This is a genomic window from Mucilaginibacter calamicampi, from assembly GCF_042676765.1.
Lineage (GTDB): Bacteria > Bacteroidota > Bacteroidia > Sphingobacteriales > Sphingobacteriaceae > Mucilaginibacter > Mucilaginibacter calamicampi.
Window position 1 is genome coordinate 1 of record NZ_JBHTHU010000020.1, and the last position, 13,561, is coordinate 13,561.

At 43.3% G+C, this 13,561-nt stretch carries 13 protein-coding genes; 7 read left to right on the forward strand and 6 right to left on the reverse strand.

What is annotated here, in order from left to right:
- Nucleotides 1–89 precede the first annotated feature (89 nt).
- The gene (locus tag ACFQZS_RS14815) at nt 90–773 is read right to left on the reverse strand and encodes an HAD family hydrolase (RefSeq protein ID WP_377101576.1); all 684 of its coding nucleotides are present in this window, start codon (nt 771–773) and stop codon (nt 90–92) included.
- A 198-nt stretch (nt 774–971) separates the two neighbouring features.
- On the opposite strand from ACFQZS_RS14815, the gene lysS reads away from it, so the two are divergent.
- Both lysS and ACFQZS_RS14825 read left to right on the forward strand, forming a co-directional pair.
- Entirely contained in the window at nt 972–2,693 is a 1,722-nt protein-coding gene (gene lysS / locus ACFQZS_RS14820; RefSeq protein ID WP_377101578.1) for a lysine--tRNA ligase, read from the forward strand.
- Nucleotides 2,694–2,934: 241 nt separating this feature from the next.
- Nucleotides 2,935–3,144, forward strand: a complete 210-nt coding sequence (locus tag ACFQZS_RS14825; RefSeq protein WP_377101581.1) for a hypothetical protein — start codon at nt 2,935–2,937, stop codon at nt 3,142–3,144.
- A 54-nt stretch (nt 3,145–3,198) separates the two neighbouring features.
- On the opposite strand, the gene ACFQZS_RS14830 is transcribed toward ACFQZS_RS14825, so the two are convergent.
- Complete coding sequence (locus ACFQZS_RS14830; RefSeq protein ID WP_377101583.1) at nt 3,199–3,750, reverse strand: DUF2892 domain-containing protein; 552 nt, start codon at nt 3,748–3,750, stop codon at nt 3,199–3,201.
- A gap of 81 nt (nt 3,751–3,831) precedes the next feature.
- Here ACFQZS_RS14830 and ung point away from each other — a divergent pair, with 81 nt between their 5' ends.
- Complete coding sequence (ung, locus tag ACFQZS_RS14835; protein WP_377101585.1) at nt 3,832–4,503, forward strand: uracil-DNA glycosylase; 672 nt, start codon at nt 3,832–3,834, stop codon at nt 4,501–4,503.
- Between the two features lie 112 nt (nt 4,504–4,615).
- Here ung and ACFQZS_RS14840 read toward each other — a convergent pair whose 3' ends face one another.
- Nucleotides 4,616–5,086 (reverse strand): Lrp/AsnC family transcriptional regulator, encoded by a 471-nt coding sequence (locus ACFQZS_RS14840; protein ID WP_377101587.1) that lies wholly within the window; start codon nt 5,084–5,086, stop codon nt 4,616–4,618.
- A 113-nt stretch (nt 5,087–5,199) separates the two neighbouring features.
- Here ACFQZS_RS14840 and ACFQZS_RS14845 point away from each other — a divergent pair, with 113 nt between their 5' ends.
- From ACFQZS_RS14845 to smpB, 3 genes are all read left to right on the forward strand, one after another.
- Nucleotides 5,200–5,850: a metal-dependent transcriptional regulator gene (locus ACFQZS_RS14845; RefSeq protein ID WP_377101589.1), complete on the forward strand. Its 651-nt coding sequence runs from the start codon at nt 5,200–5,202 to the stop codon at nt 5,848–5,850.
- Nucleotides 5,847–7,730: an Nramp family divalent metal transporter gene (locus ACFQZS_RS14850; protein ID WP_377101591.1), complete on the forward strand. Its 1,884-nt coding sequence runs from the start codon at nt 5,847–5,849 to the stop codon at nt 7,728–7,730. Before ACFQZS_RS14845 ends, ACFQZS_RS14850 begins: the two co-directional genes overlap by 4 nt.
- A 166-nt stretch (nt 7,731–7,896) precedes the next feature.
- Entirely contained in the window at nt 7,897–8,349 is a 453-nt protein-coding gene (gene smpB, locus ACFQZS_RS14855) for an SsrA-binding protein SmpB (protein WP_377101593.1), read from the forward strand.
- Between the two features lie 90 nt (nt 8,350–8,439).
- Here the strand turns inward: smpB and ACFQZS_RS14860 are convergent, their stop codons facing one another.
- On the reverse strand, nt 8,440–9,096 hold the full coding sequence (locus ACFQZS_RS14860; protein ID WP_377101595.1) for a protein-L-isoaspartate(D-aspartate) O-methyltransferase: 657 nt from the start codon (nt 9,094–9,096) through the stop codon (nt 8,440–8,442).
- 326 nt (nt 9,097–9,422) lie between these two features.
- Complete coding sequence (locus ACFQZS_RS14865; protein WP_377101596.1) at nt 9,423–10,253, reverse strand: metallophosphoesterase family protein; 831 nt, start codon at nt 10,251–10,253, stop codon at nt 9,423–9,425.
- Between the two features lie 179 nt (nt 10,254–10,432).
- On the opposite strand from ACFQZS_RS14865, the gene ACFQZS_RS14870 reads away from it, so the two are divergent.
- Nucleotides 10,433–10,744: a hypothetical protein gene (locus ACFQZS_RS14870; protein WP_377101598.1), complete on the forward strand. Its 312-nt coding sequence runs from the start codon at nt 10,433–10,435 to the stop codon at nt 10,742–10,744.
- A gap of 330 nt (nt 10,745–11,074) precedes the next feature.
- Here the strand turns inward: ACFQZS_RS14870 and priA are convergent, their stop codons facing one another.
- Nucleotides 11,075–13,561, reverse strand: coding sequence for a replication restart helicase PriA (priA, locus tag ACFQZS_RS14875; protein ID WP_377101600.1), 2,487 nt, complete (start codon nt 13,559–13,561; stop codon nt 11,075–11,077).

Consider the following 13,561-nt stretch of genomic DNA (forward strand, 5'->3'; position numbering starts at 1 on the left):
CGTGTTAATGCGCATAACTCTTAGCTTTGGTTTGTAAAGCTAATCTGTTACCGAATTATCTGACCTTTACAGCAATGACAAAAGTATAATTATAACACCGCCAACACCTCCCTTATCCCCTCCACATTTTTAAACCGCTCATTATCTATACTTCCCTCAATCTGTTCATGCGCCCAGGTTATATGGAAAGGCACATGTATAGCATGACCGCCAATATTCAGCACCGGCAGCACGTCGCTTTTAAGGGAATTGCCTATCATTAAAAATTCTTCGGGCTGTATATCCAGGTGTTTAAGCAGTTTGCGGTAGTTGGGTTCGTCTTTTTCAGACATCACCTCTACATGGTGAAAATAATCTGTCAATCCTGATTTTTTGAGTTTACGCTCCTGGTCCAGCAGGTCGCCTTTGGTGGCTACTACCAGGCGATATTTACCTTTCAGAGCTGCAAGCACTTCTTCCACCCCATCCAAAAGTTCAATAGGCTGGTTCAGCATTTGCCTGCCAAGCGCTAATATCTGTGCAATGCCTTGCGCATTGATAGTGCCGCCACTTATAGTTAAAGCCGCTTCCATCATAGAAAGAATAAAACCTTTTATGCCATATCCGTACAAACCCAGGTTGGCAATCTCTATCTTCAACAATTCACGCTCAAGGTCGCGCTCAGAAGCGTATTCCGACATTAGGGCACAAAATTCCTCTTCGGATGCACGGAAATAAGGTTCGTTTACCCATAAGGTATCATCTGCATCGAAAGCGATTACTTTGATATTCATGGATGTAAAAATAAAGATTAGTTAACTAAAGATTGAAGATTGGTATAACCTGTTCATATTTAAAATCTCAATACACCATCAACAACGTTCAATCATAAGTACCAAACAACTAATCTTTAATCTTCAATATCTAATCTTCAATCACTAATCAACTAAAAACCCTATTTTTGCACCCTTAATAAAACATAGTTACAAAACATGAGTATTGCATTATCCGAACAGGAAATTATTCGCCGCGAATCATTACAACAGCTTCGCGCTTTAGGTATCAACCCCTATCCTGCCGAAGAGTATAAGGTTACCGCCTTCGCGCAGGACATTGCCGATAATTTTAACACTGCTCCGGATAAGTATAAACAGGTTACCATAGCCGGCCGTATCATGACGCGCCGTATTATGGGCAGCGCTTCATTCTTTGAGATACAGGATAGCACCGGCCGCATGCAGGTGTATATAAAACGTGATGACATTTGCCCCGATGAGGACAAAACTTTATACAATACCGTATTTAAAAAACTACTGGATATTGGCGATTACGTTGGCGTTAAGGGCTTTGTATTTACCACCCAAACAGGCGAGATCTCTGTACATACTGAGGAGCTGACTATCCTGGCTAAATCATTAAAACCGCTTCCCGTTGTAAAACGCGACGAGGAAGGCAACATTCACGATGGTTTTACTGACCCGGAATTGCGTTACCGCCAGCGTTATGTTGACTTAACTGTCAACCCAGATTTTAAACAGATCTTCATCAAACGCTCAAAAGTTATCAGCGCCATGCGCGATTTCTTTAATAAGCAGGGATGGATGGAAGTGGAAACGCCTATACTGCAAGCCATACATGGTGGTGCAGCGGCGCGCCCGTTCAATACCCACCACAATACGCTGGACATGCCGCTGTTTTTGCGTATTGCTAACGAGCTTTACCTAAAACGCCTTATTGTAGCAGGCTTTGATGGTGTTTATGAGTTTGGCAAGATGTTCCGTAACGAGGGTATGGACCGCACCCACAACCCTGAGTTTACCGCCATGGAGATCTATATAGCCTACAAGGATTATATATGGATGATGGATATGGTTGAAACTTGCCTGGAGCAGGTTACCCGCGCCGTACACGGCATTGCAGCCGTACAGGTGGGTGGCAACGAGATAAACTTTGCAGGGCCATACACGCGCTTGTCTATGTATGATTCTATCCTGAAATATACAGGCATTGATGTATCTGCTATGGACGAGGGCGGTTTACGCGAAACTTGCGCTGAACTGGGTATAGAGGTAGACGCTACCATGGGCAAAGGCAAATTGATTGACGAGATATTTAGCGCTAAAGTTGAGGCCAGCTTGATACAGCCAACCTTTATAACCGACTATCCAATTGAAATGACCCCGCTGGCTAAAAAGCACCGCAGCAAGGATGGTTTGGTAGAGCGTTTTGAATTGTTTGTTAACGGTAAAGAGATAGCCAACGCATACTCGGAGTTAAACGACCCGATAGATCAGCGTGAGCGCCTGGAAGAACAGTTGATATTGGCCGGTCGCGGCGATGATGAAGCCATGGCAATGGACGACGACTTTTTACGCGCGCTGGAATACGGTATGCCACCGACATCAGGTTTAGGTATTGGTATTGACCGTTTGGTGATGTTGCTGACCAACCAAAGCACTATACAGGAAGTGTTGTTCTTCCCGCAGATGCGTCCTGAAAAGAAAGCGAAAGTGGCTACTGCCGAAGATTTTATTAAAATTGGCGTACCAGCAGTATGGGTACCGGTATTAAACCAAATGGGCTTTAACACAGTTGAGGAACTAAAAGCTGCCAATCCTAATAAGGTTTATAATGATCTGGGCGGGATGCGCAAAAAACTTAAACTGGATATTGCCATGCCTACTAAGGACGAGGTGATGGCCTGGTTTGCGTAAATCACCCAAAGTCATGCTGAACTTGTTTCAGCATCTCATTGACAGGTAATGAAGCGATAAAACCGTATACTTAGCATTTGGGGTGCCGAAACAAGTTCGGCATGACTACTACCTTAAGCAAGTTACCTAACTAATAATTAACACAAGTTGTTAACAATTCTTTAATATAATAATAAAATAATCAAAACTTTGGCATTGAATGTGTTGCTTAATTTTACAAAACACATTAATTAGAAAAGTTATGACTAACTCTATATTGGAGATCACGGAAAACGAATACCTGATTAAACTGAACAGACAAAATTTTAACCTGTCATTTATCAGAAGTTTGTTAAAAATTGTTGAAGTTGCAGATCCGGCTGCCGAGGCTGAAGTAACAGAGCGTTACACGTCAAGAGCTGATTTTAGCAGATCAGAACCTGCCTACTTCGGTTCAATTGAAGAAAAATAGGCTTTAAAACCGTTGGTTTTAAAGCCTATTTTATTTTTTACCCTAACCTATTCCTCAATACTGCGGGCGAAAGCCTTTTACCACTTGTTGCTTATCCATTTGAGCTAACTGGCCTTTCATCATTTTTATCTGATCTGCCAGCAGTTTATTTTTATCATCCTTAGTAGCTTCTGATAAGTACATCTGCGCTTCGCGCTTGTTGCGCTTTGCCATTGATATGCCCGCCAGGCTTATCTTAGCTAACGCGATATTGTGCGACATGGTCATACCCAGCGATAATGCCTTTTTGAAATATTTTTCAGACTTCATTGGCTGCTTACGCGATTCGATTAAACCCATAAGCAAATTGTAATAACCATGCTGGCTTTTATATAACTGCTTTTCGTAATCGGTAATTTTCAACAACCACTCTTCAGCTTTATCAGTATTCTCTTTACGCAGAAAATATTGTGCTACCAGCATTTTCTCATTAAAGAAGAAGGTAAGCAGTATAATTGCTCCTATCAGGAGCACCGGTATGCCCCATCCCCAAAAACCAAAAACGCAAAGTGCTATTGATCCGCCTAAAACTGTGCAGGCTATTACAAGCCTTATAATATTTGACATAATTTTCTTTTATTCCTGTTAAAAATCAGAGTGCAAATATCCGTTTATTTGCACTGTAAATCAACAGTTGTATAAACATTTATGGCGGTAGAATTAGAGCAATCGTGGTTAACGGTTTTAGGTGATGAATTTGAAAAAGATTACATGCTAAAACTTAAACAGTTTTTAAGGGAAGAGAAACATGCCGGAAAAATAATTTACCCAAAAGGTGCCGATATTTTTAACGCGTTCTGGAAGACACTTTTTGATGATGTTAAAGTTGTAATCATAGGGCAAGATCCTTATCACGGTGCTAACCAGGCACACGGCTTGTCGTTTTCTGTGCAACAAGGGGTTGCTACGCCGCCATCATTACAAAACATCTATAAAGAACTGGCTACGGATATCCCCGGCTTCGTTATCCCCCGCAGCGGGGATCTTACACATTGGGCAGAGCAAGGCGTTTTATTGTTGAATGCCACGTTAACTGTTCGCGCCGGCGAAGCAGCATCTCACCAAAAAAAGGGATGGGAACAGTTTACCGATACCGTAATTAAAACCGTATCTGATAAAAAAACCGGCGTGGTATTTATCCTATGGGGTGCCTACGCGCAATCAAAAGCCGTATTGATAGATGAAAGCAAACACCTGGTTATTAAATCAAGTCACCCATCGCCCATGGCAGTAATAAAAGGAAATTTCTTTGGCTCAAAACCTTTCTCAAAAACGAACGCTTATTTGGAGAAGGCGGGGAAGAGGCCGATCAACTGGTAGCCCCCTCCGCCCCCTAAAGGGGGAACTTTGAAAACTACTAACAAAAGCGGCCTATCAATATTCATCGATAGGCCGCTTTTGTTTGGTGTTCCCCCTTCAGGGGGTTAGGGGGCTAATATTCCAAAGGAACTATCGGTTCTTTCTTACTCGTGCTCATTATCATCATGGTTTGGAAAGTTTTAACCACGCTGATGCGGCTTATTTTTTCCATAATGAGTTGTTCGTATGATTTAATATCGCGCACATATACTTTCAACACAAAATCGCACAGTCCGGTTACGTGATGACATTCTGTAACCTCTTTAATTTGTTTTATCTCGTCAATAAAAATTTGGATGGTATTTTTCTGATGAAAGTCAAGCGAGATTTGGATGAATGTTTTTATACCAAGGCCAAGCTTCTCCTCGTCAACCAAAGCATGGTAGCTTTTAATGTAGCCCGCGTTTTCCAGTTTGCGCACACGCTCTAAAGTTGGCGCGGGTGAAAGGCCGATCTCGGTTGATAATTGGAGATTGGTTATCCTTCCGTTTTCCTGTAATATTTTAAGTATCTGCAGATCAATCTTATCTAATTCGGCGGCCATAGTGACAAATTTTGTACAATCTACAAAATTAAATTTTTTTAAATATCCAATAAAAGAATAAAATTCTTTGTGTATTTTTAGACAAGTCTAAATTTTTAATTAGATTTGTTTAAATGAATACGTTAGCCGAAGAGAATTATTTAAAAGCCATATACCATTTGTCGTTAAACAACGTCAGTGTAAGTACCAATCAAATTGCTGCTTCGCTCAACACCAAGGCGGCATCGGTTACAGATATGCTAAAGAAACTCGCTGAAAAGGTTTTAATAAACTACGCTAAATACCAGGGCGTTAGCCTTACCCCGGCAGGCGAAAAAATTGCCGTGTGCATTATCAGAAAACACCGCCTTTGGGAGTATTTTTTGGTAGAGAAATTAAATTTTAAGTGGGACGAGGTACATGATATGGCCGAAGAAATGGAGCATATATCATCATTAGAATTGATAGACCGGCTGGATAAATTTATGGGATACCCCAGGCACGATCCGCATGGCGACCCCATACCCGACCGTGACGGTAACATTAAATTGAACCAGTTGGTAAGCGTGGCCGAACTCCCCGTAAATGCTTGCGGAATTGTTTCAGGCGTGCGCGATCATTCACCTTCCTTTTTGCAATATCTTGAAAAACTGCAACTGATCATCGGTAAAAAAATATCAGTTACTGAAGTAGTTGATTATGACCGGTCTGTAGTATTAAACAGCGAAGGCATCAACATTAACATAAGCCGCGAGGTGGCAAGTAATTTACTAATAGCTGTATGAGTACCGGAAAAGAATCGCTATCAAACGTGCACAGCTCGGTGCAAACTGCCAATAAAACCGGCTGGCGAAAGATATTGGCCTTTATTGGTCCGGCCTATTTGGTAAGCGTTGGCTATATGGACCCGGGCAACTGGGCTACAGATATTGCGGGCGGCAGCGCTTTTGGCTATAGCTTGATATGGGTACTGCTGGCTTCTAACCTGATAGCTTTACTGCTGCAATCATTAAGCGCACGGTTGGGTATTGTGCGGGGGCTTGACCTGGCGCAGGCATCAAAAAACACCTACCCACGCGTAGTTAATTTCTTCCTTTACCTACTTGCGCAACTGGCCATTATCGCCTGCGACCTTGCCGAAATAATAGGCATGGCCATAGGTTTACAGCTATTGTTTGATCTGCCTTTAATATGGGGCGTATCCCTTACCATTACAGACACCTTGTTAATGCTGTTTTTAATGAACAAAGGCATGCGAAAGCTGGAATTGTTCATTGTATCTATGATATTCATCGTCGGCCTGTCCTTTTTGGTAGAGATGTTTATAGTGCAACCTGATGTAATAGAAGTTGCCAAGGGCTTTGTACCGGGCAACTTATCTGGCAACGCGCTGTACATTGCTATTGGTATTATAGGGGCAACAGTAATGCCGCATAACCTGTACCTCCACTCATCACTGGTACAAACGCGGCAGATAGTACGTACCCACGAAGGCATTAAAACAGCCATAAAATTTAACTTTTTTGATACCGTAATTGCGCTGAACCTGGCATTTTTAGTAAATGCCGCTATTTTAATATTAGCAGCAAGCGCGTTTTATAAGAACGGTTATTTTGAAATTGCCGAGATACAGGATGCCTACAAACTACTTGAACATATCTTCGGCAGAACGGCGCCGGTTTTATTTGCAGTGGCGTTGATAGCCGCGGGCCAAAGCTCTACCATAACCGGCACCCTGGCGGGACAAATAATTATGGAGGGCCACATTAACCTGCGTGTTGAGCCCTGGTTGCGCCGCTTGTTAACACGGGTACTGGCTATTGTTCCGGCTGTATTTACGATATTATATTATGGCGAAGACGGCCTGGGCAAGTTGATTATCTTGAGCCAGGTGGTGTTGAGTTTGCAGTTGGGTTTTGCCGTTATCCCGCTTATCCATTTTACCAGCGACAAGAAAAAGATGGGTAAGTTTGCTATTGGCAAATGGGCCAAATTGGGTGCATGGGCCAGCGCGGTAGTAATTGTTGGTCTTAACGGCAAGTTGGTTTACGAGCAGATCTTCAGCTGGATCAGCGAATCATCGGGCGGCACTTTGATCTGGATATATGCATTGGTTATCCCGGTGGTATTAGGCATAGTGAGTTTGCTTTTATACGTTTTTTTAAGGCCGCTGCTATTTAAACATAAAGATAACCCCATTTTCATTCCGCATGGTATTGCTACCGTTATAAACAATCTGGATGCCATACAGTATAATCACATAGGTATAGCCATTGATTTTTCAAAAAACGACAGTAATACTATTCGCCATGGTATTATGCAGGGTGGCGACAAGGCGCTATACACACTGATACATGTAGTAGAAACTGCCGGCGCGCAATACAACGGCGTAGAGGTAATGGACCACGAAACCCAAAGCGACGTGGATAATATTAATCAGTACGTAATAGCTATGCAAAAAATGGGTTATAACGCAAATGCCAAAGTAGGTTTTGGCATGGCGGCAAAATCTATTAGTAAAATAGTAATTGAGGAGAAGATAGAATTTGTGGTAATGGGCTCGCACGGGCATAAGGCTTTAAAAGATCTTATCTTCGGTACCACCGTTAATAAGGTTAGGCATATGATTGATGTACCGGTATTAGTTGTGAAGCCATTGCGTTAGTTGATTAGTGATTGGTTGACTAGTGACTAGGAGGATATTGCAACTAATCTCTGATCGATCAATCACTAATCTTGATCAACTAGTCAAACGGTATCTAATTAACTAGTCAACTAATCTCTGATCAACCGGTCAACTAATCTCCAAAAACATTAAGTTTGCAGCTGCAATGAGTCAGGATAAAGTCTACATAAAGAATAAGAAAGCCTATTTTGAATACCATATACTGGATAAGTACACAGCGGGGATAAAACTGCTGGGTACCGAGATCAAGTCTATCCGTGATGGTAAAGCCAACATTAATGATGCCTTCTGTACCTTTATAGGTGGCGAACTCTATGTACGCAACCTGCATATTTCTGAGTATTCCTTCGGCTCATTCTATAACCACGAAGCCAAACGCGACCGGGTTCTCCTTCTCAATAAAAAAGAATTAAAAAAGCTCCTCACCCGCGGCGAAGAAAAAGGATTAACCATTGTACCCCTGGCGCTGTTCATCAGCGAACGCGGCTTTGCCAAACTGGAGATAGCCCTGGCCCAGGGCAAGAAAACTTTTGATAAACGCGAAACCATGAAAGAGCGCGATACGAAGGTTGAGATGGATAGGGCGATGAAAAGGTAGCCTAGCCCCCCAGCCCCCTAAAGGGGGGAGCACTAAAAGCATAGAGCCGGGCCGCTTTTCAAAAATTCCCCCTTTAGGGGGTTAGGGGGCTTACCACGCTCTCTCACCTACCAGCGGTACAAACCTGAAGGTATCCAGCACATGTTTCTCGTAATCGTGCTCTGCGGTTTTTAGGATGGTTACCATTTTTTGCGATTCGGCATCGCCTACGGGTATAACCAGTATGCCTCCTATTTTAAGCTGACCCAGCAGTACATCGGGCACAGTCGGAGCTCCCGCTGTTACTATTATCTTGTCGTACGGGGCATGTAAGGCAATGCCTTTTGAACCATCGCCGCAAAAGAAACGGGCGCGGTAGCCTATGTGGGGCAATACCTGTTTGGTGCGTTCGTAAAGTTTTTCCTGGCGTTCTATGGTGTAAACTTTAGCGCCTACCTCAATCAGTACGCAGGTTTGGTAGCCCGAACCGGTGCCAATTTCCAGCACCTTGTCGCCTTTTTTTATGTGGAGCAGTTCTGTTTGATAAGCGACGGTGTATGGCTGCGAAATAGTTTGACCCTCGCCTATGGGGAAGGCGATATCTTTATAGGCCTGTGTCCAGAAAGTTTCGTCAAAGAAATAATGGCGGGGTACTTTACCTATTGCTTCTAACACCTGCCGATCTTCTATACCCTTCTTTTTCAGCTCATCAACCAGCTTTTTGCGCGCGCCCTGCTCCCGGTAATTATCAACGTATTTATATGCCATTATACAGCAAAGTTAATACGATTTGCCGCATTTTAACCCTGCACTAAAACGCTTTTAATTATGTGACTGATTGTCTGTATCATTAATTAATCACAACACGGGTGTTGCAGAAATATATGCAACAGTTTGCAACACTTGCAACAGCAGTTTTTCCATACAATTGATTATGACCAATTTACAATAATTATACGTTTAAACATGCAACACTTTGCAACAGACATATTCGTCAGTAAAATTACAGCTAAAGATTGATTAACTAATTTATTATCAATTAATTGAGAACAGCATTAAAACGACCCTTTTTAGCCGCTATCTGCAACAGGCCCTTAATCTACCTTAAACTCCCTGCCATCCACAAAACCGGAAAAATCCGGCGTCATCTTTCTTGATAACACATCCAGATGCTTGCCTTGCCGCCTTATCTCCAGGTAATGAAAAACGGGTTTATAATCGGCGGCAACATCGTTCATAACGTCATTGTTGGGTCGCACATCCTGATGCAAGCCACCACCACCGCCAATAACAACAAAGTCTTTTCCTTTTACTTTAAATTGCTCGTAATTATGCGAATGGCCCGAAATAAATAAAGCGCATTTAGCAGATGCTAAAAACGGTTCCACAAAATATTGCTGTACCTGCACGGATGGTTTAACAATTTTACTATTGGTATAAGGCGAATGATGGCACCCTACCATGATCAGTTTTATAGCCGGGTCGGCATCAAGCTCTTTCAATTTCTGTTTGTACCAGGTGTTTTGTTTGGTAACGTCTTCTGCGCTGAGCGCCCCAAAGTTAGAGTTAAGTAAAACAACCGCTACCGAATCAACAACTACCGTATAACCCGTTGGCTCATACGTTGGAAACCGCTGCTTAAAATTTTTCATGCCTTTTTTGGCATTAAACATTACATCGTGGTTGCCCAAAGTGGCGTATACGGGCACAGAGTCTTTCACGGCCTGACCCATGTACAGGTCTATATTTTTCCAGGCGCGCGGTTTTTTTCCGGATGATACCACATCGCCCAAAATAAAAAACGCCTTGGGCCGCCTTGAACCTACTTCCTTAAATATCATTTGCGTGGCTTCCAGGTTATGGTCGGCCTTCAGGAAGATCTTTTCTACCCACATAGGTTCCTGCGTATCGCTGGCAAAGGCCATTAAGGGTGGCTTTTGTTGGGCGATGGCTGCATTAACACAGATTAAGGATGCGGATAATAGTATATAAGCAAAGCGGCGCATTAATTAAAAACGGATGGTGAAAGAAATAATTGCTTTTAAACTCATTATGGTTGTAGCAAACCTATGCTAAGTTACGTTTCATCAACAAAAAACAAGCCATGAAAACCATCTTAAACTTTAAACTATTACTAACTGCTTTGCTGCTTACGGCAAGCATTTCGGCCTGCAAAAAAAACGACCAACCATTTACTGAAGCAAAAGTTATAAACGCCGGAGCAGTTGCGGCCGACGGCTGCGGATGGGTGATAAGAATTGGCGATACCAATTACAGCCCTACTAACCTTGCCGATCAGTTTAAAGAAACTGAACTTAAAGTGAGCATTCGCTACCAAACACTGTCATCAAAATTCCAATGCGGCTGGGGGCAGCAGATAACGGAGATAAAATTGGTGGATATAAAGAAGAGGTAGAGTAATCCGTGTCCTTACGCTAGCGATGGGTTTGAAACCCATCGCCAGTGTAAATCTCAATCTCCGGGCATTGAAACCTTTTTACTATGTCATGCTGAACTTGTTTCAGCACCCCACCAGACGGGCACGCGCGCTTAGCGAATGAGGTGCCGAAATAAATTCGGCATGACCTGGTACTGCTTTATCATTATGCGTAAAAAAGTTAACCCTACAATTACGCGCTTCGTTTTTGTTATTGCGAGGTACGAAGCAATCGCACGGAGAAAAGCCGAATGGAAGTTCGCGATTGCTTCGTTCCTCGCAATGACACGTTGTACACTTTTTATTATATCAATACGGATCCACATCCGGCTGCACAATGCTGCCTTTGCTGAGCTTGGTAGTTTGAAACTGCGTAATTACATCGCGAATGGTGGCTTTAACCTTGTTAACCGATACACCATCCTTTTCAAATTTTAGCAGGATAGACTTGATATAGTAATTGCGTATGCGACTGATCAGTGGTGTCTCCGGACCAATCACCCTGTCGCCAAAATTTTTACGTAATTCTGTTGCCAGGTAAGCCGCCTGGTTGTACAATACTTCCGGGTCCTTATGTTTTATGTCCAGGTTAATAACGCGGTAAAACGGAGGGTAGTTAAAGCTTTTGCGTTCTTCCATTTCGGTAAAATACAGGTCGCGGTAATCGTTTTCAATAACCTGTTTTATTACCCGGTGCTTAACATCATAGGTTTGTATAACCACCTTGCCCTGTTTGCCCCTGCGCCCTGCCCTGCCACTAACCTGCGCCAGCATTTGGTAGCTGCGCTCGTTAGCCCTATAGTCAGGGAACTTAAGCATACTATCGGCATTAATAATGCCGATAACGGTAACGTCGGCAAAATCAAGTCCTTTGGCCACCATTTGAGTACCCACCAATATGTCTATCTTTTTCTCTTCCAGGTCATTTAAAATATTCTGCAATGAATTGCGCGAGCGGGTGGTATCCAGGTCCATCCGGGCAATACGTGCATCAGGCAGCAGCATAGCCAGTTCATCTTCAATTTTTTCGGTGCCAAAGCCCTTATATTCTAAATGTGTTGAGCCACATGCCGGGCAAACAGATGGTGTATCTTCCTTATAGCCGCAGTAGTGGCAATGCAGCTTGCCGCTGTGTTTATGGTAGGTAAGGCTCACATCGCAATTAATGCATTTGGGCGTGTAGGCGCAAACCTTGCATAATAGTACAGGCGCGTAGCCTCTGCGGTTTTGAAACAGTATCACCTGTTCTTTATTATCCAGCGCCTGGTTTATATCCAACATCAGCGCGCTGGTAAAGTGCGATTGTATAGTTTTCTTTTTGGTTTCTTCTGCAATGCTTACTACCTCAATAACCGGCAGCTCGGTGCCGCCAAAGCGCTCTGTTAATTCGGCTAAACCGTATTTATGCGTACGTGCATTAAAATAACTCTCAAATGATGGTGTGGCCGATCCCAGCAGCACTTTACCCCCGTGCATATTAGCCAGGAAAATAGCCGCGTCGCGGGCGTTGTAGCGGGGGGCGGGGTCAAACTGCTTGTACGATACTTCGTGCTCCTCGTCAACTATAATCAGCCCTAGATCCTGAAAAGGTAAAAAAACTGCCGACCGTGCGCCCAGTATTACTTTATAATCATTGCTCAGCACCTTTTGCCAAACCTCTACCCGCTCGTTATCATTAAAACGCGAGTGGTAAACGCCTATGTTAGCGCCAAAATATTGGCGCAACCGTTCAATAATATGCGTGGTGAGGGCAATCTCAGGCAGCAGATACAACACCTGCCTGCCGGCTGCTATGGCATCTTCAATCAACCGGATATAGACCTGTGTTTTGCCGGATGAAGTAATGCCATGCAGCAGCACTACGTCCTTTTGCTCAAACTGCTGTTTAACATTGGTTAGCGCTTCCTGCTGGTGTGGGCTAAGATCAAAAACGTCAAAAATGCCTTCATCCTCCATATGCAGGCGGCTCACATTTTTCTCCTGCGCTATTAAAATTTCTTTCTCAATGAGCGAGTTGATACTTGATGCACCGGCACCACTTTCCTCAATTAATTCAGTTTTTGAGATGGCCTTTTGCTGCCGCGATAGTTTGATATAGGCCAGCACAGCGTCTGCCTGTTTAGGTGCGCGCTTTTCAAGGATGCCAAACAATTCGCGCAGTTGTTCCTGATCGTGATAAACAGGGTTGAGGGTTAAAAACGTACGCATGCGGGGTTTGTAACGCTCGTCTACCTCTTCGGATATATTGATGATGTTTTTTTCAAACAGCAGCTTCAATATGGGCATTACTGTTTTTTGGCCCAATAGTTTGGTAATGTCGCTTATGGTCAGTTCGGGCTGCAGGTCAAGCGCCTCCACTATCATAAACTCGCGGTCGTTCAGTTCCGTCTTATCACCTAAAAACTCCCGGTTTAAAGTTATTTTAGTTTCGCTGGCCAATTTTAATGCTGATGGCAGTGCGGCATTCATTACTTCGCCATCGTTACACATATAATACTCGGCCATCCATTTCCAAAAGCTGATTTGCGTTTCGGTAACAATGGGCCGGTCGTCTAAAATATCCAGTATATATTTGGCTTCGTACTTTTCAGGCGGCTGCTCCGTTATTTTATCAATAATAGCCGTATACATTCTGCTTTTGCCAAACTGCACCACCACGCGCTTACCTACCCGTATAGCGTTGTTCATTTCAAACGGCACGCGATAAGTGTAATTTTTGGCGATAGCCAAAGGCAATATCACCTCAACAAAATAGGTTTTACGCGATTGATAGTTAGCGTCGGCAAACTCCAGCAT

Bases quoted from the DNA above. Each gene is read 5' to 3' on its own strand.
- ACFQZS_RS14845 (WP_377101589.1), top strand. From the start codon at position 5,200: ATGAATACGTTAGCCGAAGAGAATTATTTAAAAGCCATATACCATTTG.
- ACFQZS_RS14825 (WP_377101581.1), top strand. From the start codon at position 2,935: ATGACTAACTCTATATTGGAGATCACGGAAAACGAATACCTGATTAAA.
- smpB (WP_377101593.1), top strand. From the start codon at position 7,897: ATGAGTCAGGATAAAGTCTACATAAAGAATAAGAAAGCCTATTTTGAA.
- ACFQZS_RS14815 (WP_377101576.1), bottom strand. From the start codon at position 773: ATGAATATCAAAGTAATCGCTTTCGATGCAGATGATACCTTATGGGTA.
- ACFQZS_RS14840 (WP_377101587.1), bottom strand. From the start codon at position 5,086: ATGGCCGCCGAATTAGATAAGATTGATCTGCAGATACTTAAAATATTA.
- lysS (WP_377101578.1), top strand. From the start codon at position 972: ATGAGTATTGCATTATCCGAACAGGAAATTATTCGCCGCGAATCATTA.
- ACFQZS_RS14865 (WP_377101596.1), bottom strand. From the start codon at position 10,253: ATGGCCTTTGCCAGCGATACGCAGGAACCTATGTGGGTAGAAAAGATC.
- ACFQZS_RS14860 (WP_377101595.1), bottom strand. From the start codon at position 9,096: ATGGCATATAAATACGTTGATAATTACCGGGAGCAGGGCGCGCGCAAA.
- ACFQZS_RS14870 (WP_377101598.1), top strand. From the start codon at position 10,433: ATGAAAACCATCTTAAACTTTAAACTATTACTAACTGCTTTGCTGCTT.
- ACFQZS_RS14830 (WP_377101583.1), bottom strand. From the start codon at position 3,750: ATGTCAAATATTATAAGGCTTGTAATAGCCTGCACAGTTTTAGGCGGA.
- priA (WP_377101600.1), bottom strand. From the start codon at position 13,561: ATGCTGGAGTTTGCCGACGCTAACTATCAATCGCGTAAAACCTATTTT.
- ACFQZS_RS14850 (WP_377101591.1), top strand. From the start codon at position 5,847: ATGAGTACCGGAAAAGAATCGCTATCAAACGTGCACAGCTCGGTGCAA.
- ung (WP_377101585.1), top strand. From the start codon at position 3,832: ATGGCGGTAGAATTAGAGCAATCGTGGTTAACGGTTTTAGGTGATGAA.